Source organism: Acinetobacter sp. GFQ9D191M (assembly GCF_011174875.1).
Lineage (GTDB): Bacteria > Pseudomonadota > Gammaproteobacteria > Pseudomonadales > Moraxellaceae > Acinetobacter.
Window position 1 is genome coordinate 16,736 of the sequence record NZ_JAALGV010000038.1, and the last position, 23,092, is coordinate 39,827.

Annotated in this window: 17 protein-coding genes and 2 pseudogenes; 11 read left to right on the forward strand and 8 right to left on the reverse strand. The window is 41.3% G+C overall.

From position 1 onward, the window contains the following. Positions 1-204: 204 nt before the first annotated feature. On the forward strand, positions 205-1,008 hold the full coding sequence (locus tag G5T77_RS07155) for a hypothetical protein (RefSeq protein WP_166139310.1): 804 nt from the start codon (positions 205-207) through the stop codon (positions 1,006-1,008). Between the two features lie 287 nt (positions 1,009-1,295). Continuing rightward, positions 1,296-2,555: an iron-sulfur cluster carrier protein ApbC gene (gene apbC / locus G5T77_RS07160; RefSeq protein ID WP_159124392.1), complete on the forward strand. Its 1,260-nt coding sequence runs from the start codon at positions 1,296-1,298 to the stop codon at positions 2,553-2,555. 40 nt (positions 2,556-2,595) lie between these two features. Here apbC and G5T77_RS07165 read toward each other — a convergent pair whose 3' ends face one another. The 3 genes from G5T77_RS07165 to G5T77_RS07175 are packed head-to-tail and all read right to left on the reverse strand — an operon-like array spanning position 2,596 to position 6,097. Continuing rightward, the gene (locus tag G5T77_RS07165) at positions 2,596-4,611 is read right to left on the reverse strand and encodes a TRAP transporter permease (protein WP_166139308.1); all 2,016 of its coding nucleotides are present in this window, start codon (positions 4,609-4,611) and stop codon (positions 2,596-2,598) included. Then, positions 4,608-5,093 carry a DUF1850 domain-containing protein gene (locus G5T77_RS07170; protein WP_166139306.1) on the reverse strand — a complete coding sequence of 162 codons (486 nt, stop codon included), beginning with the start codon at positions 5,091-5,093 and terminating at the stop codon, positions 4,608-4,610. Before G5T77_RS07170 ends, G5T77_RS07165 begins: the two co-directional genes overlap by 4 nt. Further along, positions 5,093-6,097, reverse strand: a complete 1,005-nt coding sequence (locus G5T77_RS07175) for a TAXI family TRAP transporter solute-binding subunit (protein ID WP_159124389.1) — start codon at positions 6,095-6,097, stop codon at positions 5,093-5,095. The genes G5T77_RS07170 and G5T77_RS07175 overlap by 1 nt, the downstream gene beginning before the upstream one ends. Positions 6,098-6,745: 648 nt before the next feature. Between G5T77_RS07175 and G5T77_RS07180 the strand changes: the two genes are divergently transcribed. The 6 genes from G5T77_RS07180 to G5T77_RS07205 all read left to right on the forward strand — a co-directional run bounded on the left by G5T77_RS07180 (position 6,746) and on the right by G5T77_RS07205 (position 14,655). Beyond that, positions 6,746-7,339 carry a LysE family translocator gene (locus G5T77_RS07180; protein WP_166139304.1) on the forward strand — a complete coding sequence of 198 codons (594 nt, stop codon included), beginning with the start codon at positions 6,746-6,748 and terminating at the stop codon, positions 7,337-7,339. 122 nt (positions 7,340-7,461) lie between these two features. Next, positions 7,462-8,031, forward strand: coding sequence for a dCTP deaminase (gene dcd, locus G5T77_RS07185; protein WP_004785008.1), 570 nt, complete (start codon positions 7,462-7,464; stop codon positions 8,029-8,031). Between the two features lie 234 nt (positions 8,032-8,265). Next, on the forward strand, positions 8,266-10,290 hold the full coding sequence (locus tag G5T77_RS07190) for a hypothetical protein (RefSeq protein WP_166139302.1): 2,025 nt from the start codon (positions 8,266-8,268) through the stop codon (positions 10,288-10,290). Between the two features lie 12 nt (positions 10,291-10,302). Next, complete coding sequence (locus tag G5T77_RS07195; protein ID WP_166139299.1) at positions 10,303-11,019, forward strand: hypothetical protein; 717 nt, start codon at positions 10,303-10,305, stop codon at positions 11,017-11,019. Positions 11,020-11,048: 29 nt separating this feature from the next. After that, positions 11,049-13,223, forward strand: a complete 2,175-nt coding sequence (locus G5T77_RS07200) for a DUF6160 family protein (protein ID WP_159123365.1) — start codon at positions 11,049-11,051, stop codon at positions 13,221-13,223. A gap of 16 nt (positions 13,224-13,239) precedes the next feature. Continuing rightward, positions 13,240-14,655, forward strand: coding sequence for a hypothetical protein (locus G5T77_RS07205; protein WP_166139297.1), 1,416 nt, complete (start codon positions 13,240-13,242; stop codon positions 14,653-14,655). A gap of 57 nt (positions 14,656-14,712) precedes the next feature. On the opposite strand, the gene G5T77_RS07210 is transcribed toward G5T77_RS07205, so the two are convergent. From G5T77_RS07210 to G5T77_RS07225, 4 genes are all read right to left on the reverse strand, one after another. Beyond that, on the reverse strand, positions 14,713-16,431 hold the full coding sequence (locus G5T77_RS07210) for a proline--tRNA ligase (RefSeq protein WP_166139295.1): 1,719 nt from the start codon (positions 16,429-16,431) through the stop codon (positions 14,713-14,715). A gap of 96 nt (positions 16,432-16,527) precedes the next feature. Next, the gene (locus G5T77_RS07215; RefSeq protein WP_166139293.1) at positions 16,528-19,635 is read right to left on the reverse strand and encodes an efflux RND transporter permease subunit; all 3,108 of its coding nucleotides are present in this window, start codon (positions 19,633-19,635) and stop codon (positions 16,528-16,530) included. Positions 19,636-19,653: 18 nt separating this feature from the next. Further along, positions 19,654-20,781: an efflux RND transporter periplasmic adaptor subunit gene (locus tag G5T77_RS07220; RefSeq protein WP_166139290.1), complete on the reverse strand. Its 1,128-nt coding sequence runs from the start codon at positions 20,779-20,781 to the stop codon at positions 19,654-19,656. A 51-nt stretch (positions 20,782-20,832) separates the two neighbouring features. Then, the gene (locus tag G5T77_RS07225) at positions 20,833-21,477 is read right to left on the reverse strand and encodes a hypothetical protein (RefSeq protein WP_159123370.1); all 645 of its coding nucleotides are present in this window, start codon (positions 21,475-21,477) and stop codon (positions 20,833-20,835) included. A gap of 283 nt (positions 21,478-21,760) precedes the next feature. Between G5T77_RS07225 and pilG the strand changes: the two genes are divergently transcribed. The 3 genes and pseudogenes from pilG to G5T77_RS07240 all read left to right on the forward strand — a co-directional run. After that, complete coding sequence (gene pilG / locus G5T77_RS07230; protein ID WP_166139288.1) at positions 21,761-22,144, forward strand: twitching motility response regulator PilG; 384 nt, start codon at positions 21,761-21,763, stop codon at positions 22,142-22,144. Positions 22,145-22,168: 24 nt separating this feature from the next. After that, positions 22,169-22,537, forward strand: a complete 369-nt coding sequence (locus G5T77_RS07235) for a response regulator (protein ID WP_004784985.1) — start codon at positions 22,169-22,171, stop codon at positions 22,535-22,537. A gap of 5 nt (positions 22,538-22,542) precedes the next feature. Continuing rightward, a pseudogene (locus tag G5T77_RS07240) lies at positions 22,543-22,953 on the forward strand (chemotaxis protein CheW); the annotation flags it as partial. 15 nt (positions 22,954-22,968) lie between these two features. On the opposite strand, the pseudogene G5T77_RS07245 reads toward G5T77_RS07240, so the two are convergent. After that, a pseudogene (locus G5T77_RS07245) lies at positions 22,969-23,092 on the reverse strand (IS5/IS1182 family transposase); the annotation flags it as partial.

Consider the following 23,092-nt stretch of genomic DNA (forward strand, 5'->3'; position numbering starts at 1 on the left):
AATATTCAGAATACAAAAACTGGCTATAGACGGGTAATTGGCCCGTAAAAATTCGATTGAGATAAGTTGATGCTACTTCCTGCAATCAATAGCAACAACATGTACAGGCTTTGTTGCAGTTTGCTTAATTCACCCACGCTATTGCATGCTTTGTGCTAAAAATTTGGCTGATCATTTTTATTATGACGCCTTAGGAGGGTACTCATGACTCAGAATAACCAGACAAGTACTTCAAAACAGAATCAAGATAAAGAACAACATGCACGAGAGCTGCATGACAAGATTGAACAAGAGCAGAAGCAAAACGAGATTGATAAACAGCATAAACAGAAGCATGAAGAAGTCCTAGAAGCCCAAAAAAATGGGGCTGATGAAAAGTCTGATCATCAGCAAGACTCTAAAGCATCTGGTCATCAGCAATCAGAGCAAAAAGATGCGTCTAAAAATGACCAATCTAATCATGGTGACCAGTCAGATAAAAAAGCTGAAAGTACCAAAATGGATGACTTAAAAGCGAAAGCCATCGCAATTGGTGAAGAGCTATTGCAAAAAGGCGAAAAGATTCTGAATGAGCTAAAAAATGGCAAATCAGACAGCCAGAAAAATGGCGAGCAAGGTTCAGATGATTCGAAAAAGGCACAGGATCAAAGTTCTGGAGATAAATCAGCAAGTCAAACTGACCAGGATCGTATGGCAAATTTAAAAGATGAAGCCCTACACAAGTTTGAAGATACCAAAGTCAAAATTAGTGAGTTGGTAAATGAAGCTGCTACGAAACTGAATGAGTTGAAACAGATGGCGGCTGAAACCATGACCAAAATGAAAGGCGATGACCAGTCTCAGTCAGATGATTCGAAAAAGCAGGATCAGGAATCTTCATCTAAAGAGGCTAAGGATAAGAACCAAAATTCAGATCAGACCAATAATAAAGATGATGCTAAAAAGGATCAGGATAAGGCTGATCAATCTGGGCAAAACAAGACCGATCAAGATAAAAATCATAAATAATCATTTCATGTTGAAAGCCACTTCATTCAGTTTTTGAATGAAGTGGCTTTTTAATGGATACTATCTAGTTAATTTTTTTAAAATTTTAAATATCAATAATATAAAACAATAAATAAGATGTGATGCTGACTTTATAAATTTTCTTCCCTGTAACCCTTTAAAACCCAGTAAAATAGTTGGAAATCATATTTGTCTTTTGGGCTTGTGAATACAGATTGCTTAACCTGAGCCTAAAACCTCGTTAAACTAAGCTATTCAGATGTCTATCTATATTTTTGGAGTAACCTATGTCCTGGCTTTCTTCGCTTAAATCGGTTTTTTCGCCTTCCAAGGAGGTGAACGAAGAAGCTGTGCAGAACGTACTGCAAAACTATATCTTGCCAAATTCTAGTAATGCACTGAAAGACCGGATTACTCAGGTCAATGTGCAAGGTGAGATCCTGCAAATCACCATTAATACTTATCCGGAAGAAAAAGAGCAGTTACAGCAAATTCATGATGAACTGGCGGATGCGCTAGAGAAATGCGGTATTAAAGAACTAAACCTGCATGTGATTCAGCAAAAGACGGGTCATAAAAAAGAAGGCGGTTGTGGACATCATCATGCAGAAGGCGAGAGCTGTTCCAGCCAGCCGCAAACTGCTGCTTCAAAATCGAATCTGCCACCTGTAGTTGATGCTTCAGGCAGCGTAGCTCAAGCAGAAGCTGATCCAAATAATCCACCGATCCAGAAAGCTGCTCCACAGCAACGAGATGTACCCAAACATCCACGCATTCAGAATGTCATTCTGGTCTCTTCAGGCAAGGGCGGTGTTGGTAAATCAACCACAACTGTGAACCTGGCTTTAGCTTTGCAAAAATTAGGTTTGAAAGTGGGTGTACTGGATGCGGATATTTATGGTCCAAGTATTCCAACGATGCTCGGCAATGCCGGCAAAACCCCGATGATCGAAGCCGAACAGTTTGTCCCACTCGATGCCTATGGTATGGCAGTGCTGTCGATTGGTCACTTAACAGGTGATAATAATACGCCGGTTGCTTGGCGCGGTCCGAAAGCAACAGGTGCCTTGATGCAGCTATTCAATCAAACTTTATGGCCAGATCTGGATGTATTGATGATTGATATGCCACCAGGTACAGGTGATATCCAGTTAACGCTCGCTCAGCGTATTCCGGTAACGGGTGCAGTGATTGTGACCACACCGCAAAATGTGGCATTGCTGGATGCAACTAAAGGTATTGAACTGTTTAACCGTGTGCAGATTCCAGTGATGGGGGTAGTCGAAAATATGTCGACCCATATCTGCTCGAACTGCGGTCATGAAGAACAGATCTTTGGTACAGGCGGCGGTGATAAACTGTCAGAGCAATACAATATTCCATTGCTCGGCCGCTTGCCTTTGAATGCAGTGATTCGTGAAAATGCCGATGCCGGTAAGCCTTCAGTGATTGCTGGAGATGATGCTGCTGAAAGTTATATGGCCATTGCTCAGAAAATTGCAGCAAAATTGCCAAAAGCAGAAAAAGATAAAACTCGTATTTTCTAAGATTCTATAATAAAAAAAGAGAGCTTAAGCTCTCTTTTTTTTATGAGGTTTTAGTCGTAGCTGTATTTTCTTTTCTTGCCTGAATGATATTAAAGCCAATTGCAATAATCACCATGATGGTGCCGATAATATCGGTCATGGTCTCAGGCACAATCATCATGAGAGCGCCAACCCCTAGGAAGATGCGCCAGAACCAATTCATCGCGGTTTTAAAGTAGCCTTCTACTGCAGCGCCAAGTGCCAGAATGCCGACAATGGATGTTACGGTAATGCTTAAAATGACATTCCATGCCGGTAAGGCAAATTCTTTGGCATTCACGGCAATATCTGTTGTATCAATCATCAGCATCGCCGGGTTATAGACAAACAGGAAGGGCACAATAAATCCGGCTAGGGATAGGCGCAAGGCCAGGAATCCAGTCCGCATTGGGTCACCACCTGCAATCCCGGCACCAGCAAAGGCGGCTAAGGCAACTGGTGGGGTAATATTGGCAAACAGGCCAAAATAAAACACAAACATATGCGCGACTAGGATTGGAATATCAAAGTTGGCCAAAGCAGGTGCTGCCATCGTCGCGGTAATGATATAGGCAGGAATCGATGGTAGACCCATGCCCAGAATCATCGATGCAATCATGGTGAAGAACAGGGTGAGGAACAGACTGCCAGCACCAATACTCATGATTGAAGAAGTCATGACAGAACCAAAGCTAGTCAAACTCACCACACCAATAATGATCCCGACGACCGCACAGGCCGCCATCACTGAAAGTGACTGCTTGGCGCCATCAGCTAAAGCCTCCAGAATTTCCTTAGGTCCCATACGGGTAGATTTTCTGAATGCTGCCACCACAATGGTCAACAAAATTGTATAAACAGCGGCATAACTCACTGGAATCGACTGGAATAAAAAGAATACCAAAGCAACGATTGGAAATAATAAATGTCCTCGTTCTTTCAGGACTTCTTTGACTCGTGGTAGGTCAGCTTTGGGAACGCCTTTCAGATGATCCCGACCAGCTCTGAAATGGACTTGTGCCATCACACCGAGATAATACAGCAGGGCAGGTAATACCGCAGCTAAGGCAATCGTACCATAACTGACACCCGTGGTTTCTGCCATGATGAAGGCACTGGCACCCATTACTGGCGGCAAGATCTGCCCGCCGACAGAAGCACTGGCTTCCACTGCACCGGCAAAGTTTTTGTGATAGCCAATTTTCTTCATTAAAGGAATGGTAAATGAACCTGTTCCTACGACATTGGCAACCGCCGTCCCGTTGATACTGCCCATAAAACCGCTGGAAATCACCGCGACCTTGGCTGGTCCACCTTGCTTATGTCCCGCAAGTGCCATGGCGAGATCATTAAATAATTTTCCCATTCCTGATTTCGCCAGAAAGGCACCAAACAGGATAAACAGGAAAATAAAGGTGACTGAAGCACCAATGGCTGAAGAATATAAACCTTCAGTCTTCAGATACATTTGTCCGAAAATATCACTGAATGTATAGGGGCGAGTGAGCAAGCGATCCGGCATCCATTCAAAATGACTGACAAATGGATAGCTTAAGAAAATCAGTCCTAAGATCGGCAACATCCAGCCCATTACCCTTCGAGCAGCCTCAACCACCAATACTACTGTCATAATCGAGAAGACAATGTCCAGCGTATTGGGAATGCCTCCCCGAGTGGTCATAATCGCTTGATACTCTTTAAATAAATAAAAGAAAGAAGCAAAAGAGGCGATCACCCAAATCCAGTCCGTCCATGCTACCTTTTGCCGGCTACTGGCCTGACGTGCTGGATACAACAAGAAAATCAGCGCCAGACCAATGGATACATGGGCTGCACGTTGAATCAGTTCGGGTAAGGGATTAAAAGTAATATAAAGATGAAATAACGAATAGGATATTGCCAAGGCAGCAATAAACCAGCGAACCGATTTGTTGATCGGATTGCGAGTGACAGATTCACGGTCAAATTTTTCTAATAATTCTTGTTGCTGTTGATCATCCAGTGCTTCGGTCACATTTCTTGTTTCTTGTGGATTCATAGGCAATCATTTAAACCTCTTTTTTTCCATAGGCTGTCTTTTCTTATAGAAAGTTGTACCGTGCTGTAGTCGGGAAAATCCTGATAAATATTCCAGATCCGATCAGCACTCTCAATTTGTCCCTGCATTCTGCGTGAAATGACCCAGTTGAGTTCTTTCATCTCTCGGTTGATTTGCATATGGATGTTGCCATCATCCTGTCGAGTAATAGTACCTTGATCAGGTGTACCCGCACCAAATGAAATGAACTGAGTATCTGTCAGAATGAAATGGTCCTTGTCTAGAAGATAACGTTCTTTCCACTGTGTTCTTTCTACCGAATGCATCCAGCTGAGCTGAAAAGATTTCTGGTCAATTTTGCACTGAAAATTTTGCTCTTTCACTTCCACAAAAATATACGGAAATGTCATCCAAACATAGGTAATAAAAAAAGCAGCCAAACTAAAAAGTGCAGCAATCGCTGCACCTTGTATCCATTTCATCAGTTCGCTTTATTCTCATCATAGAATTTTTGCGCGCCCGGATGCAGTTGAGCAACCAGACCTTTTTGTGCACCTTCTAAAGTGATTTCTTTAGCAGCCTGATGTGAATTGGCGAGTTGATCCAAGCTGGAGAAGAACGTCTTGGTTAGCTTATATACATCATCTGTAGAGAGATCAGAACGAACCACCAGCGCATTCATGATCGCAGCTGTAGGAATATCTTCAGCATTGCCATAGGTCCCTTTAGGAATGGTCATTGGCAGGAAATACGCCTGATCTTTGGCAATCGCTTTCACTTTATCTGGATTAATACTCACCAGTTGTAGATCAAAGCCCTGTTGCAGCTCCATCAGTGAAGAGTTTGGAAGACCACTGGTCAGGAAGGCTGCATCCAGTTTACCGCCTTTCAAGGCATCAGCTGCTTCGGCATAACCTAAGTAATCTACTTTGACATCCTTATAAGTGATACCAAAACCGTTCAATAGAGTACGGGCATTCACTTCTACACCTGAATTCTGGGCGCCCACTGCAATACGTTTGCCTTTGAGATCTTCAATATTTTTGATACCAGAACGTTTTGAAGTGACAATCTGTACATAGTTTGGATAAAGCGCAGCGATCTGCTGCACGTTGTCAATTTTAGAACTAAAACTGCCTTGACCATTAATTGCTTCAGTTAAGCTGTCGCTCATGACAAAGGCCATTTCAACTTTGTTCTGTTTTAATAAATTTAGATTTTCGACAGAAGCCCCTGTGGTCTGGGTTTTGGAACTTACGCCGTAGGTCTTGTTATAGATTTCAGCCAATCCTGTTCCGATGACATTATAAGGGCCTGAGGCACCGCCTGTCGCAATATTGACAAATCGGGTTTGCAGTTTATCTGCAGCTACGCTCTCGCCAGATGCAGCCTGATTATCTGATTTATTTTGTGCATTATCATTCGAGCAGGCAACTACGCCTGATAACGCTAAGCTCATGACTGAAAGTTTGATCCATTTATTCATATATGACTCCTGATATTATTCTGTAGTTCTTAAAATATAATTAAAACAACAATATACTAAACCGTCTGGATGTTAAAAAATGTGAATTATCAATTGTTGTCCTTGTACAATTTAACAGCAATTATTTTGTCTGAATACCTTTAATAACATTTTTTTCGAAATTTTGCTTTATCAATATGTTGAACAAATTGAGCAAGATAGACATCTTAAATGGAGAGTGGAAATTTAATCATTAGGAGTTAGGTAAAAGTTGCTCCCATCATCAAATCTTTCTATAGAAGTGCCCAAAGTTTATACGCAAGAGCAGGGATTTTTAGTTAGTTAAAATTCAATCAAAGGTTACCAGAAATAATGATTTCAAGGTTTTGGATAATTTTTCTTTCATGGTATAGAGACTAGTATTTCAGGAATTTTAAGTCCGAATACTCTATTGAAACTTCTACTTTTATAGCAATTTTATGATGAGCTAATAGCTTTATAAATTGACAAAATTGACTGAAATAAAATTTTCTTTTATTTTTATATAATTATATGAAAATAAATAAAAAAAATAAAATATAATTTTTTTTAATATGTTCTCTTACAATTATTTTTTTGCAGATTTGACCGGATTATTTTATGCTTAATACCTAAGAGCGAGGTCAAACTATGATTTCATGGTTATTTATTGGTTTAGTGGCAGCCATTCTATTAACACCGGGCCCAACCAATACTTTATTGGCATCGTCAGGTATTCAAGTTGGATTTAGAAAAACTTTTCGCCTTATTCCTGCAGAAGCTTTCGGCTATCTCATCGCAATTACATTCTGGGGCTTTTTGATTGGTAAAATCTCGGTCTATTTACCGGAATTACCTCATATTCTCAAACTCTGTAGTGCTGCTTATATTCTATTTTTAGCTTTAAAATTATGGCGTACCGCAGAACTTGGTGAAAATTTTCAATGTATTTCGATTCGGGCACGGGAACTATTTTTGGCGACTTTGCTGAATCCTAAGGCATTATTATTTGCTTCGGCTATTTTCCCGGTCATGGTGTGGAAAAGCAGTCAATATTATGTGACTTATATGCTGGCATTCTTGGCATTACTTATTCCTATCGCATTTTTTTGGACCTTTTTAGGTAGCTTATTGGCCAGAAAAAACAATCGCTGGCTGAATCAAAAGAACTTACAAAAGACCGCTTCCATTATTTTAATGAGCTTTTCTGTACCTTTATCCTATTCAGCACTCCTCAGTCTTTAAACCTGAAAAAGCAGCTAAATTTCCTGAAATTTAGCTGTCAGAATTTCGCTTATTTTCATTAGTGTCAATTTCAGTTAAAGTACGTCGCAATTACTTATTTTTAAGATTTTTGGATTATATCAATGGCAATTAAGTCTGATCGTTGGATTCGCGAAATGAGCGAAAAACACGGCATGATTGAACCGTATGCAGAAAACCAGATTCGTCTGGATGAAAATGGTCAAAAGCTGATTTCTTATGGTGTTTCAAGCTATGGCTATGACGTGCGATGTGCGCGTGAGTTTAAAGTATTCACCAATGTTCACTCTGCAATTGTCGATCCGAAAAACTTTGACGAAAAAAGCTTTATCGATATTGAATCGGATGTTTGTATCATTCCACCCAACTCATTTGCTTTAGCGCGTACAGTAGAATACTTCCGTATTCCACGAAATGTACTGACCGTTTGCTTGGGTAAATCGACTTATGCACGTTGCGGCATTATCGTGAATGTGACTCCACTTGAACCTGAGTGGGAAGGTCATGTCACGCTGGAGTTTTCAAATACAACTAACCTGCCTGCACGTATTTATGCGGGTGAGGGTGTGGCTCAAATGCTGTTCTTCGAATCAGACGAAGTTTGTGAAACCTCCTATAAAGATCGTGGTGGTAAATACCAAGGGCAGACAGGCGTTACTTTGCCTAAAGCTTAATAGTTTTAAAGCATTGAATAAGCGAGGCTAATGCCTCGCTTATTTTTTTTGCTGTTTCATTCATCGGAAACTCGGGGTTTTTGGTCTTTTGGCTTTGGTAATCCTGCTAAAAATAAGCATAATGAAGAATGAATATATAAAAAAGATGTGCCAAGCATCATAAAAATCAAAAATTGAAGGCTGGGAAGCTGAAGGATAAAGATGCGGAGCATCAGATAAGAAGGATAGGTCGAGATGGCTCAAATAAAAGCTAAATTTCAATTTCGTAAAAGCTTTTTGGCAATGATGATCGGTTTAGGATTATTGCCATCTGCACATGCAATGCAGGAATTAACTGATTCTTCTCTTTCTGATACTACCGGTGAAGGTGTTGCCCTGGTACTTGATGACTTTAAAATAGTTTTTCAGGCACCGAATGATGCTTCCAGTGGTTCAAGCTATGCACGAGGTATTGCCAATCCAGGTCAGGCAGACACTGGCTTTATTCGTATTATTCCGACTGGAGAAAACTATGCTCAATTAGGTGAGCGTGCCTATAATAAAGTCTATGATCGAGTGTATGCGAGTAGCTATTTAAATGGTATTAGTGCAAATGCCAATCTTTATCAAACGACTTATGACAATAGTGTCAGTACCTATAAAACTCAAAACTATAATACGACTTTAACCGCAATCCGTAATGAAATTGGTGCTAATGCACGTAATGGTATTGTGGAAGAATATCGTAATTCCGCTTTAATGAAGCAATATTATGATCAGCGTTATCAAGATTATTATGATGGTAACCTTTGGCCTTTATCTCTAAGTAATGATGGAACAATAACCAAACCAGGGTCATTGGAATCTACTCTTGGTCTAAAGAATAAGTCGGCTGAATATGCTTTAGCCAATACTTATGAAATGATTGAATTATTATGGGGGAATCGGGCATCCGTTTCTCTTAATAATAAATGGACTCAGGCTGTAGGATCCCGAAGTAATTTGATCGATCCTGGGGTAATAACGATTGTTGAAAACAGGACTCAAGAAAAACTAGCAATTGAAGCAGATAAATATGCACTGATTCAGGCAAAAAATGCAGTGACCGCTATGGAGCAGGCGGTTAAAGCGAGCGCAACAACGGCGGCCAAAGAAGCTGCAATGGGTGCCTCAGTCAGTACGCTTCGTACGAAGGCTGATGTATTTATCTATGGTTTAGCTTTATCAAAAAGTGATAACTCACTCAGTAGCCGCTATAGCAATCAGGGGTTTAATTGGGGAACAGCCAGCAATCCTTGGTTATTTCATGCCGGAGCCGAAACAGTAAAACAGTTTACGGATACGGGAAAAGAAGTGGGCTATCTAGCTTTAGAAGCACCTCTTGCAACAGTTGCTGCAAATGAAGCAGATAATAATATTAAGCTTGGTTTCTGGACTGATATTTTCTCACGTTCTTTAAATTCAAGTAATACCGTAGATTATGCTACTGGAGCACCTACTTCAGGCTTAGATATTTCTGAACGTTTTCGTGCACAGTTTATTGCTAATGGCTTGAGCATGAACGGTTCGCAAGTCCGATTATTTCAAACCCTTACATCGCCTGATCTTGCATATAGTCAAACCTTGGGCCTGGCGAGTCTGATCCGACTCAATACTAATGATGATCCCTCTACTTTGACCAGTGATTCAAACAATTTGAACAGTAAAGGGATTCGTATTAGTAGTGCAGCAAAAGAGAATAATCTTGATGGAGATGGTCCGACTCCTGCTTTAAATGGCTCTGCAGCTCCTATATTTCATGATACCGAGGGATTGTATTTATATAGCCCGAATATCAATTTGGTACTAGGAAGTATGTATCAGCCTTTTGTTGTGGGTTCGGAAGGAAATAATATTATTTTGGAAGTGACACGTATTCCTAAAATTCCAGATATTTACAACCGGATTTATCAGCGTTATCCAGATGGAAAAGGTGGTTTTTTAGGATCAGAAGCACTTTTAGGCTCTACATGTAATGTATATACGTGTGGTACTGAAATTAAAGCTCAAGCTTCAGATAGCATTGCCTTGTATCAAGGACGCGATGCAACTCACAGTAGTATCGCCATTGGTTCTGTTGAACGTATTGCCAATACTAATATGCTGAAGGCAAAAGATGATAATAATGCTACTGGTGTGGTATTTATGGGGGCTACTGATAACTCAATGAGGAATTTTGGTTCAGCAGTGATTGATGGTGTGTTGATTCAACATCTAAAAATAAAAACTACAGGTCTATAAAGGAATAGGGCAATGTTGAAAAAGTTAATGCTTGCTACAGTTCTTGGGATTTCTTTTGCGACACAAGCCGGCTTGGTCAGTCTTGATCCGCAGCAAATGACAGCGGAAACGGGTCAAGGCGGAGCAGATTTAAGCTGGACCTTGTCACTCAACCATCAATACGCTACTGATTTAACGAAATCTCAAATTTCTGAAACGGTCGCTAATAAGTTAGAGGTGTATTACAAGCCAACAACAGATTGTGGAATTAACACCTTGTTTTGTCGCTTGGCTATTTCTCCGAACAATCATGTTGATGCTCAAGGCAATAAAAAATGGCTGGTATTTAAAGGCATACAAGGCACCCTGCAAATTGATAAGTTTTCTATCGATGGCACTACAATTACTAATGTGGCAGGCGATCCTCAAACAGCCATGAAAATCACTTTTTATGATGATAAACCTTTAAAAATCAGAAACTTGGGTTTTAATACTTTGGCTATTGAAACCGGAACCGGTGAGGGCGATAAAGAAGGCTATGCCAATTCAGAGAGGTATACGACCTTCACCAATCGTGTTTATAAAGCGGACGGTACATATACCACTGCCTCAGCAGATGTTCCGGAATTTGACCGGGGGCGTGAGAAGGGGTTTATGGGTCTCAATATGCACGGCAACATGCACATGTCAGGAAACTTAAAAATATTTGGCTTTAACTGCTCAGCTGGGAGTGCACAAAGCCGTTGCTAACTGCATGGATGCAGTATAGGGATGAAAGAATGAAAAAAATAAAATCACAAATTAAATTATTAACGGCATGTGTCTGTTTAGCACAGCATAGTTATGCACTAGAGCTGATTGAAGAACAAGAATTGGGTCATATCACTGGTCAAGACGGTATTACGATTACACACGAGGTATCAAAAGTAGAAGTTGAACAGCTCAATTGGTATGACCCGAATGCTGATGTAAATACCAAGATGGGACTGGGATTGCATAAAGTAGAAATCTTAGGCAAAGATCAAAATGCGATTTTAAGCCAGCTTAAGTTTGATGTCGGTGCGACCGATGCTGGTGCAGGGATCCGTCTAGAAGCAAGCGTAGCTCCCTTTAGTGCCAATGCAGATTTTAAACTTGTGAGTAAGGATTGTGTTGGAACAAGCTGTGTCGAAAACAATCAAAATTTGGGCAAATTAGGTCTTGCGATTGATAGTCCATTTAAAATGGTGCTTCATACGACAGCAGGTTTATTCAATAAGAATGAAACAGCTACTATCGATTTCAATTTGCAAGATGCCACGATCAAACATACTTTAGGTACAAATAGCTTAGTTCTAGATAACTTTAATTTTAACTTCGCTGGTACGGGCTATATGTATATAGACCCGATACAAGGCGTCGTACTCGCCAGTAAAAGTGGCACACAAGACCATCTAATTAATTTAAAACCAGTGGCTGTAGGAACAACTGGTGCGCAAACAGCTGGATTAAACTTTGATTTACGCTATCAGAATGGAGATGGCGATTTAAAAAATATCATGCGCTATGGTATTTCGGGTGCAGTGAGTAATGCACGTTTGTCGTTAGGTGCTGATCAGTCAAAACTGAACTCTTTTGATATAAGTAATAAAGTTGGTGGTGTGCTGACGCGACAAGATCGCAGTGTTTCAAGCTATAACGCAGGTGAAGGCGGCTTGCATCTTGGTTTATCAGCTGATTTTACCAATCAGGAAGTGGCAGCAGCACAGGGTTTAAAACCAACGACTTTGGAAATTGGTCATACGGGTAAAGGAAGCTATGCAGTTCAGTTTAATGAATTACGTTCATTAACTGGAAAAAATAATGCATATATCGATTTTGGCGATATTTATATCAATACAATTCAGGCGCAGAGCCTAGAATTTTTAGTTAATGACAATATTAAGTCAACACTTAGACAAAGTAATCCGATTTTGCAGCAAACTTTAAGCAGTACGTCTGCTAATCAGGATTTTGCACTAATCGCCATACGGGGTATGGATTTCCAGTCGATTGCAGCCAAAGCAAATTTTATTTCTAATGATACTGGTATTATTTCCGGGAATAGTGGTTCTTGGGGAATTGGTATTCCAATTTACAACCTGAATGCCAATGTTGCTTTGTCGGGTACAAAATATGACGGTGACAAGAATGGTATTGCCTATAACGTGATGGCATCAACTGAAGGTTATGGAAAGGATGCCAAAACTGGAGCACCAAGTACAACTTCAATTCTTTTAATTGATGGTGGTGTAGAGAATGGCCATGCGCGAAACTATTATGCTGGCCTTCGAAATATTGATGCCTTTATTGAATCCAAAGGGGTGATTGGTTATGAAGATGAAGGCATCTATGTAAAAGCTGATAAATTGCTGATCGCAGCTAAAGCTGAAGTGGCAATTGGCCAATTACCGGGATCTAAATATAACTGTGTATCAGGCAATAAATGTGATCAGTTTGTTCCTGATGACAACTTTTCTAAACGCGATGATGTATTAACAACAATTGCCATGATGCTTGATGGTAGTGGTGAGTTAATGATTATTCCGGGACTGGATGTAGCAGGCGAAAATTATTTATCGTTGGATGCAAACTTTAAGTTCCGAACATTAACTTCTACAGAAAAAGGTGATGTTAATAATCTTGGTAGTTATTTTAGTCTGATTAATGAAGATGTAGATAGCACAGGTGCAGTTCATACTTCTGCGATTAACTTTAATCGTATGGAAGGGAATTTAGGATTAATCACCAAAATAGGCGTGAGTGAAGATACTGTTACTTTAGATAATCAAATTAAATTTAATAAAGATCAGAAGATTATCGAGCCGTTTAGAACCAACATGGCCATGACCACAAATGGCAATATGCAGAATATAGCAACAATTGCACTCACAGGCGGAACCATGCGCAGTACGCTTGGCATTACACCGCGCTGAAATAAGGGATGATTTCATGAAAAAAATAATATTGAATAGCTTGATTGTCACTTTAATGGGCCTTAGTCAACAGGCGATGGCAATGACAGCCTTAGACGATGAGGCTTTATCGGCAGTTGATGCACAGGCCTTATTAAATTTGGAAAATGCTTATGATTCATCACAAGGGATTAACTTCCATAAGCTAAGTATTGAAGCTTTAATGGAACTGAACATTAATATCAAAACTTTGCAGCTCGGTTGTGGTGGAACGAATAACAGTATTGGGAATACTAATGGCTGTGATATTGATATTTCTAACTTGGCATTGAGTGGCTTAAATACCAGTCTTGATGATAAGGGTAACCCTGTCTTTTCAGGTGACCGTGCTAATACCAGTGCCAGTGTGAGTAATCCCTTTGTTGAGTTTGCAATTAAAAATGGTGGAAGTGCTTCTACCCGTGAAGTGGTCGGTTTTCGTCTAGGTGCAGATAAAATTGTCGGACTCTTAACCATGGGGACTGACAACATCGAAAATCCGAATGATGGCCTCAAAAGTTTTAGTGGTTATATGAAAATGGCGCAAACCACTGGTGAGTCTGTTACAAAAGCGGGAACCTTTGGTATTGCAAATGATGAAAAAATCTCAGGGAATCTAAAGGCTTTAGGACAAACACGTACTTTTACCAGTAAGCCAGGTGCTGATGGCCATACCGGGATTACAGTCCCTTCCATGCGGGTAGACTTTACTATGCCAGAAACTGTCGTGACTGGGCAACGCTTAAAGTCAGCGACTGTAAGTAATATCCGTTCTACTATTGCTTCGATTCCATTAGCAAAGGCTTTAACGGGTTCAACTTTGCCAAGTGATGTGATTGGTACACCAGATTTTTCAAAAGATAAGCTGTATGTAGAGTTTGATCCATTAATTGGATTTCTTAATTTAGGAACACATTCTTTCTTTCAAATGGGTGCTGGTTCAAGTCTGGATAACCTGAATATGGACATCACCTTTGTCCAAGCTCTGAATATGATCCATAATATTCCATTAAATGGTACAGGCGGTTATTTGTCTTTACAGAGTCAGAATGTGCATTGGCAAGGTGCGGACGCGGCTGATATTGCCAAACCAGGTTGGTGGCTATCTTTTAAAGACCCGATTCAACTGGGTGTATTAAAAACTACAGATGAAGTTGATATTTCATTCGTGTTACCTCAGGTAGCAACTGCTATTTCTGAATTTCTTTTACGTCCTGAAAACTTGATTGATGTCAGTGTGGGCGAGGCTTTAGGGTCTCTGGCGAATGTCGCGGTGGTGCGTAAATTGAATATTGATGTGGGTAAATTTACTAATTATGTAGATGGTACTCCTGCAACTTTAACCTTAATGGACAAGCTGCTACAAAACCAGAATGTGACCTCAAACTGCTTTGGCGGACATAAGTTCTGCTAATTCAGACATATAAAAAATCCCGCTCTAGGCGGGATTTTTTGTGTTCGTTAGAAAATATTATTTCGCAATTTTTGCCAGTAGTTCTTCTTTCGAAAGATTTACTGATTCTGCATCACGGCGACCTTTATATTCAAAAGTACCTGCATCCAGACCTTTTTCACCAATCACAATGCGATGTGGAATACCAGTCAATTCAAGATCAGAGAATTTCACACCTGGACGTTCATTACGGTCATCAAGCAGTATGTCAAAACCAGCAGCTTGCAGTTCTGCATATAAGCTTTCAGCAGCTTCTAAAGTGCGAGGTGATTTATGCGCATTCATTGGCACAATTGCCACTTCAAATGGAGCGATCGCAGCCGGCCAGATGATGCCTTTTTCATCGTAATTCTGTTCAATTGCAGATGCTACGACACGTGTCACACCGATACCATAACAACCCATCGTTACAGTGAATGGTTTGCCATCTTCACCTAAGACTTTACAGCCTAAAGCTTCAGAGTATTTTTTGCCTAACTGGAAGATATGACCTACTTCGATACCACGTTTGATTTGAAGTGTACCTTTACCATCTGGAGAAGGATCGCCTTCAACCACATTACGCAGGTCATAAACTTCGCTAAACTGCGCATCACGTTCCCAGTTCACGCCAGTTGCGTGCTTGTCTGCTTCGTTTGCACCTGCAACAAAGTCAGACAGTACAGAAGCAGCACGGTCAACGATTACTGTTAGGCCTTTTTCTACTAAACCTTGCGGACCTACAAAACCAGCAGTCAAACCTAGTTCAGCAAGTTGAGCTTCAGTAGCAAAAGCCAAAGGCGCAGCAATTTTTGGATGCTTTTCGGCTTTAATTTCATTCAGTTCATGGTCACCACGAAGGAACAGGGCAACGACAGGAGCTGCTTTACCTTCTTCAGCTGCAACGCCTTGAACCAGTAATGCCTTCACTGAATGCGCAGGATCAGTACCAAGGAAATTGGATACATCAGCAATGGTTTTCTGATTCGGAGTATCAACTACTTTCAGTTCTTGAGCCGGAGCAGCACGTTCGCCCACCAGAATCGCTTCAGCCATTTCGATGTTAGCCGCATAATCAGATTCAGTTGAGAAGGCGATATCATCTTCACCACTTGAAGCCAAGACGTGGAATTCGTGTGAACCTGAGCCACCAATTGAACCGGTATCCGCTTGTACTGGACGGAAATCCAGACCTAAACGGGTAAAGATCTTGCAGTACGCTTCGTACATTTTGTCGTAAGTTTCTTGCAGAGATTCCTGATCCGCATGGAAAGAATAGGCATCTTTCATGATGAATTCACGTGAGCGCATTACGCCAAAACGAGGACGAATTTCGTCACGGAACTTGGTTTGAACCTGGTAGAAGTTTGCAGGCAGTTGTTTGTAACTTTTTAGCTCATTACGTGCCAGATCAGTGATCACTTCTTCATGTGTTGGGCCAAGCACAAAGTCATTGGTATGACGATCTTTAAAACGTAATAGTTCAGGACCGTATTGCACATAACGACCAGATTCTTCCCAAAGAGAAGCTGGTTGAGTCACAGGCATCAAGACTTCGAGTGAACCTGCGTTATTCATTTCTTCGCGAACGATCGCTGCAACTTTATTTAATACGCGAACGCCCATCGGCAGCCAGGTGTACAAACCTGAAGCCAACTTACGAATCATACCGGCACGAAGCATCAGCTGATGTGAAATAACTTCAGCATCGTTCGGGGTTTCTCTCAACGTTGCAAATAAAAAGCGACTCGCGCGCATGGAAACTGTCCTAAAAAATTAAGCGTTAAAGCAGAGATTATACAATAAAAAATGAGGCGAACATTCTTGAATGTCACCTCATTGTGATGGTTTAAATTATGCCATGATTTTACGGGCTTGGCGCAGCATAAAATTCTTAAGGTCATCCAGGTAAGTGAAAATCACTGGAACCACGACCAATGTCAGCAGGGTGGAGGTAATTACCCCGCCGATCACGGCATGTGCCATCGGTGCACTTTGTTCACCACCTTCACCTAAGCCCAGAGCGAGCGGCACCATTCCCATGACCATGGCACTGGTGGTCATCAGAATTGGACGTAAACGGGTTTTGCCGGCATTCAGAATCGCATCATAACGGGCTTCACCCCGATCCATGGCTTTCTTGATGAAGTCGATAAGCAGAATCGCATTTTTGGTCACCAGGCCCATCAGCATAATAATACCGATAATTGAAAACAGATTCATGGTCGAATTAAACAGGAATAGCGCCAGGAATACACCAATTAATGACAAGGGTAATGAAGCCATAATGGCAGCAGGGTGAATAAAGCTGTTGAACTGGGAGCCGAGTACGATATAAATGAATACAATTGACAGGGTAATCGCAGTCAGCGCATAACCAGCGGATTCTGCCATATCAGCATTGGCACCTTGGGTATCAAAACTATAACCCGGCGGCATGTCGAAACTATCCTGAAGTCTGCTGATATCGGTACCGATGTCACCTGCAGGGCGTCCAGAGGTATTTGCTTCAACCAGTACCTCACGCGCCAGATCTCGACGATTAATCTGAGAAGCTCCCATTTTTTCTTCAAAATTAGCAACGCTAGAAAGCGGGATCAAAATCGGCTGATTATTGCCATCCATTTTAGATGAAGTGATATACATATTTTGCAGATCACTTGGCAAGGTACGTCGGTCTTCGGTCAGGCGTAAGTTAACATCATAAGTTTCACCTTTTTCATCCTGCCAGGTGGTGACATCATCGCCGGCAATCAGTGGGCGAACCACATTGGCAATTTGATTGACTGACAAACCAAGATCACTGGCCAGAACGCGATTGATCTGTACACCTAAGGTCGGTTTTGGCTCTTTCAGTGAGGATTCAAGATCGACAATGCCATCAATTTTAGCCATCTCGACCATAAAGCGATCGGAAATCTTCTGTAGTTCATTCAAATCAGGGCCTTTGATTGAAATCATAATCGGCTTTTGGCCACCCGATACGGTTTCATCCGCGGAAGCGACTGAGGTAATGGTAATGCCGCCCACAGATTGTAAACGTTGACGGAATTCATTATTGAGATCATTCAAGCTTTTCTCGCGTTCAGTCCGCGGAGTCACAGTGACACGTAAGCTGACATGGTTTTTACCGCGATCGGTCACACCATTAATTACGCCGTAAGTTGCACGTACATCAGGATGCTGACGTACAATTTTATCGACCTGCTGCAGTTTGGCTTGTGAATATTCCAGTGAAGCATCGACTGGAGTTTCAAACTTGATCCGGATTTCACCCTTATCCGGGACAGGTACGAACTCGGTACCAATCAGTTTCGACAGGGCTAGAGCGCCAAACAAAGACGCCACTGCAATTACAATAGTAATGAATCTAAAGCGTAAAGCTAGTTTCAATAGCTTTTCATAGACATGACTTAAATTGTCTAATTTGCCTGAAATCCAGTTAAAGAAACGTTTAATTCGACCTGGCTTTTTATTGGGATCTTTTTTCTTTTCTGCCCAATGCGCAGATAGCATTGGATCTAGAGTGAAGCTAACAAACATGGAAATCAGAACGGCGGTACTCACCGTTACACCGAACTGATAGAAGAAACGGCCAATGATTCCGCCCATAAAGGCAACAGGCAAGAATACCGCGACAATGGTCAGTGTTGTTGCCAGAACGGCAAGGCCAATTTCTTTGGTGCCGTCCAGCGCGGCAGTGACATGGTCTTTACCCATATCGGTATGCCGTACGATATTTTCCCGTACTACAATTGCATCATCAATCAGCAAACCGATACTTAAAGACAGGGCCAATAAGGTCATCATATTGATGCTGAAACCAAAAGCCCAGATAAAGGTCAAAGTTCCGAGCAATGCAATCGGTAAAGTGAGGCCAGTAATGACCGTTGAGCGGAAAGAACCTAAAAATAATAGAACAATCAGCACAGCAAGAACCGCACCCTCAATAATGGTACGCGCAACATCACCAATGGTGCCGCGGATACTTTTTGAAGAATCCACCACAACTTTTAAGGTGGTTCCTTGTGGCAATTGGGCTTTAATGCTTTCAAGAGTTTTGTAGGTACTGTCTACTACTTCAATAACATTAGAATCAGAGCTACGCAGAATGTCGACAGCCACTGCAGCCTTGCCATCCAGAAATGCACCAGTTTCAAGTTCTGCCTGACTATCTTCAATTTCTGCGACCTGTTTCAGAAAGATCGGTGCACCATTTTTATTGGCAATGACCAGATCGCCAAAGGCGAGGGGATGCAGGACTTTGGAATTGATCTCAATCACCAGTTCCGAGTTGCCAGATTTTAATGTACCGCCCGGAACTTCGATATTTTCAGATTTCAGAGTATTAATGACGCTATCCACGCCAATGCCAAAAGCTTGCAGTTTCTGTGGTTCAACCTGAATACGAATCTGGCGCTGTGCATCACCGAGCAGGTTGACTGTACCTACACCCGGAACAGTCCGTAGTTGTGGAACAATGCGCTGATCCAGATAGGAGCTTAGTGCTTTTAAGCCCATATTGTCAGATTCAAATACGATCGACATGATTGCATTGGCAGTCGGATCATAACGCTCGACGACTGGCTCCTGAATTTCATCACGGAATTCAGCGGTGACTGAAGCAATTTTGTCACGGACATCCTGTGCTGCCGTGGTTGAAGGCACTTCCAGATTGAATTCGGCCGTAATCATCGACAGGCCTTCACTGGATTGTGAAATCACCTGTTTTAAACCGGAAATAGTATTGATCTGGTCTTCGAGTTTTTTGGTAATTTCCGATTCAACAGTTTCTGGAGAAGCACCTGGATAATTCGTATAAATTACGACAAAGGGGAAATCGACATCCGGAAATTCTTCCACACCCATGCGCTGCCAGGAAGCCAGTCCAAGTACCATCAAACAGAACATCATCATAATAGTGAAGACGGGATACTTCACACTAATTCGGGTAAACCACATATTAATGATCCTGTCTGATTAGTTGGAACGCACTGTCACTGGCTTGTTGAGATCTGCCTCGGTAAATGGAATGCGACTGACCTGATCACCTGTTTCCAGACCTTGGATCACTGCAGTATTCTGGTTATAGCGCTGTTCCAGAACCTGAACATTCACTTTAATAATTTTGTTCTGGCGAATAACCCAGACATAAGGTTTATTCTGGATATCCTGAATGGTATCGAGGGGAATAATCTGACCAGAAACTTGTTGAGAACTCAGAATATTGCCTTCAACAAAAGAGCCAATACTTAAAGAGGGAATACTTTCATTTGGTCTGGCGAAGAATTCAATCTGGCGACTAGCCTGATCAGCAATTGGAGATACCCGGCTAATAGCAGCGGTAAATGTGTTTGGATTGCCCTGAATCTGGTATTCAATTTTGCTACCTAAACGCAGACTGGACTGCATCTCACTCGGGACACGGGCCTGAATTTCCAGTTGATTTGGATTTACGATTTCAAACAGGGTTTGTCCGATCGCCACGGTTTGACCGGGCTCAACCTGACGCTGGGTGATCACGCCACTAATCGGGCTGGTGATAATGCCATCACGATCGGCTTTTACGGCAATATCGACATTGGCTTGCTGTGCGCGGACATTTTCAACCTGGGCCTGATAGTCAACCTGACTTTGCTCATATTCAACTTTAGAAATAAAGCCTTGGTCGAGCAGGCGCTTTTTGCGCTGCATCATGTTACGCGCCTGATTGGCCTGTGCCTGGGTAGATGCCAGATTGGCACGGGCCTGAGCCAGACGTGCGGCATTGTCCTGATTATTTAAGCGAACCAGTACCTGACCTTTAGCTACATTGTCACCGACCTGAGCATTAACACTGGTGGCAGTGGCCGAAACCTGCGCTTGAATACTGCTTTGGTTGACTGCGCGAATAGTGCCGGTAAATGCGGATTTCTGGATTGAAGTACCTGTTTTTACAGCTACCAGATCCTGAAGAATTAGTTCAATTGTTTTGGGACTTTCGGCTTGCGGTGTAGATTCATTTTTATTGCAGCCGCTTAGAAAAAGACTTAAGCAAAGTGCACTCACCATCAATACAGAGCGCGAAGAAGGGGTCTTTGAAATATGAAAATGCTGTGCAAATGGCATATTAATCCTTTTCACTTGTGGTCGTTTAAAGCAACAACAAGTTATTTGTGTTTATTCAAGTGCTTTTAAACGGGCAATAATTCTGTCGTATTCCGCTTCCATATTTCGATAGCGAGTTTGTAAAGATTGAATATTTTCTTTTTGAGAAATCAGGTTTTTCTGGTTGTTTTCAAGGTTGGCTTTCAAAGATGCCGGGGGATTATTGCCTTTACGTAAATATTCACGTTCTTGGCGTAAAAACATAACCCGGTCTTGCTGCAACTGTTTCATCTGCTCTTGCTGAAAGGCAATCTGTTTTTTAAGTTGGCTCAGACTTTCATTCTTTTTTTGTAGAGCAACATGGCTATTGGTATAGGCACGTTTCAGTTTCTGGTCTTCTGCAATGCGCTGAGCCTGCTGGGCACGTTGCGGCGCCTGTTTAATATCTTTATCGACATTATAAGGACGTGCACGTTTAATGACCTGCATATTCTGGTCAAGTGCCTCATATCCATAGCGGATATGGTTGGGGGTAACGTTAGTGCTGATATTGGCCACACCTTTATTATCATAATAGCGGTACCAGGTGGCTTTTGGTGGCTGGTTAGTTGAGGCATAAGAAATGGTGACCTGAAGAAAAAGTGTCACTGCAAATATGAATCGGCCAGTCATTTTATTTTTATCAATGAAAGCAAGTTTTTCTGAAAACTGACTCATCATTGGCTCCCCAATTGAAAGTTGACTAAATTACTTATTTTAAAGTAATAATAATGCTATATTAGACTCAAATTCACGAATTAAAAACTACCATCAGTCAAAAAAAAAGCAATGACAAAATAAAAATGTGAAATGGTTAATGAAAATCCGCCATTTATGCACACTTGTGTAGAAAATGTTCATTGATAATACAAGTGGATTTGTGTTAAAAATGTTTATCGATCGTAATAAAATAATCCTATGAGCCTTATGGCGCATCGTTTCTAAAATGGGAAGGGTCAAAATGGACGATAAATTCCAAAATCTAAAAGTTATGGTCATTGATGACTCAAAGACCATTCGTCGTACAGCAGAAACTCTTCTACAGCGCGAAGGATATGAAGTCGTGACTGCGGTAGATGGTTTTGAAGCTTTGTCAAAAATCGCAGAAACCAATCCGGATATCGTATTTGTAGACATCATGATGCCTCGTCTAGATGGTTATCAAACTTGTGTATTGATTAAAAATTCTCAAAATTATCAGAATATTCCTGTGATTATGCTTTCGAGTAAAGATGGCTTATTTGATCAGGCCAAAGGTCGTGTTGTTGGTTCGGACGAATACTTGACTAAACCTTTCAGTAAAGATGAATTGCTTAACGCAATCCGTAACCATATTAGTGCTTAATAATTGATTTTTTAGGGAATTGGCATGGCGCGTATCTTAATCGTAGATGACTCACCGACAGAAACATTCCGTTTTAGAGAGATTCTTTCTAAACATGGCTTTGAGGTGATTGAAGCATCCAATGGTGCAGATGGGGTAACCATGGCTCAGGCTGAGTTGCCAGATCTGGTATTGATGGATGTGGTCATGCCAGGCGTGAATGGCTTCCAGGCAACACGTCAAATTGCACGTGGTGCAACCACCAAGCATATTCCGATTGTGATTGTAAGTACCAAAGATCAGGCCACTGACCGCGTTTGGGGTAAACGTCAGGGCGCCGCAGATTATCTTACAAAACCGGTAGATGAAAAACAGTTGATTGAAGTGATTAAGCACCACCTCAACGCAGGATAAGCTCTATGGCAGCAAATGGATTTATCGAATTGCTTCGCATTGCGAAACGGGGAAATAAAAACTACGTTTCTAATGAAAATGAAGTCAACCGATGGTCAGGCATTGCTTTTGAGATGATGGGGCAATATTTTGTTGCCCCGCTGGGGGAAGTATCCGAAGTGATCTATCCTCCAAAATATACGCCAGTTCCTAATACTCAATCATGGGTTTTAGGGTTGGCCAATATTCGGGGAAGGTTATTATCAGTTTCTGATTTGACTCAATATGTATCAGGACAGAGTAGCCAGTTTTCACCGACTCAAAAAGTATTATGTATTCACCATAATGACCAATATGTCGGTTTGGTTGTTGATCAAGTTTTGGGTATACAACATTTTAATAAGAAAAGTTTTTTTTCTAAAACAACTGAATTGGATAGGGTCTGTTGACACTTACTGTTCATAATTAACCCTATAACGGTAGCCATAAAAATATACAGGCTAAGGCAACAGAACTTTGATAATTTCTTTTGAGCTTGTCATATCGAGTACATATTACTCTAAAATGATTTAATCT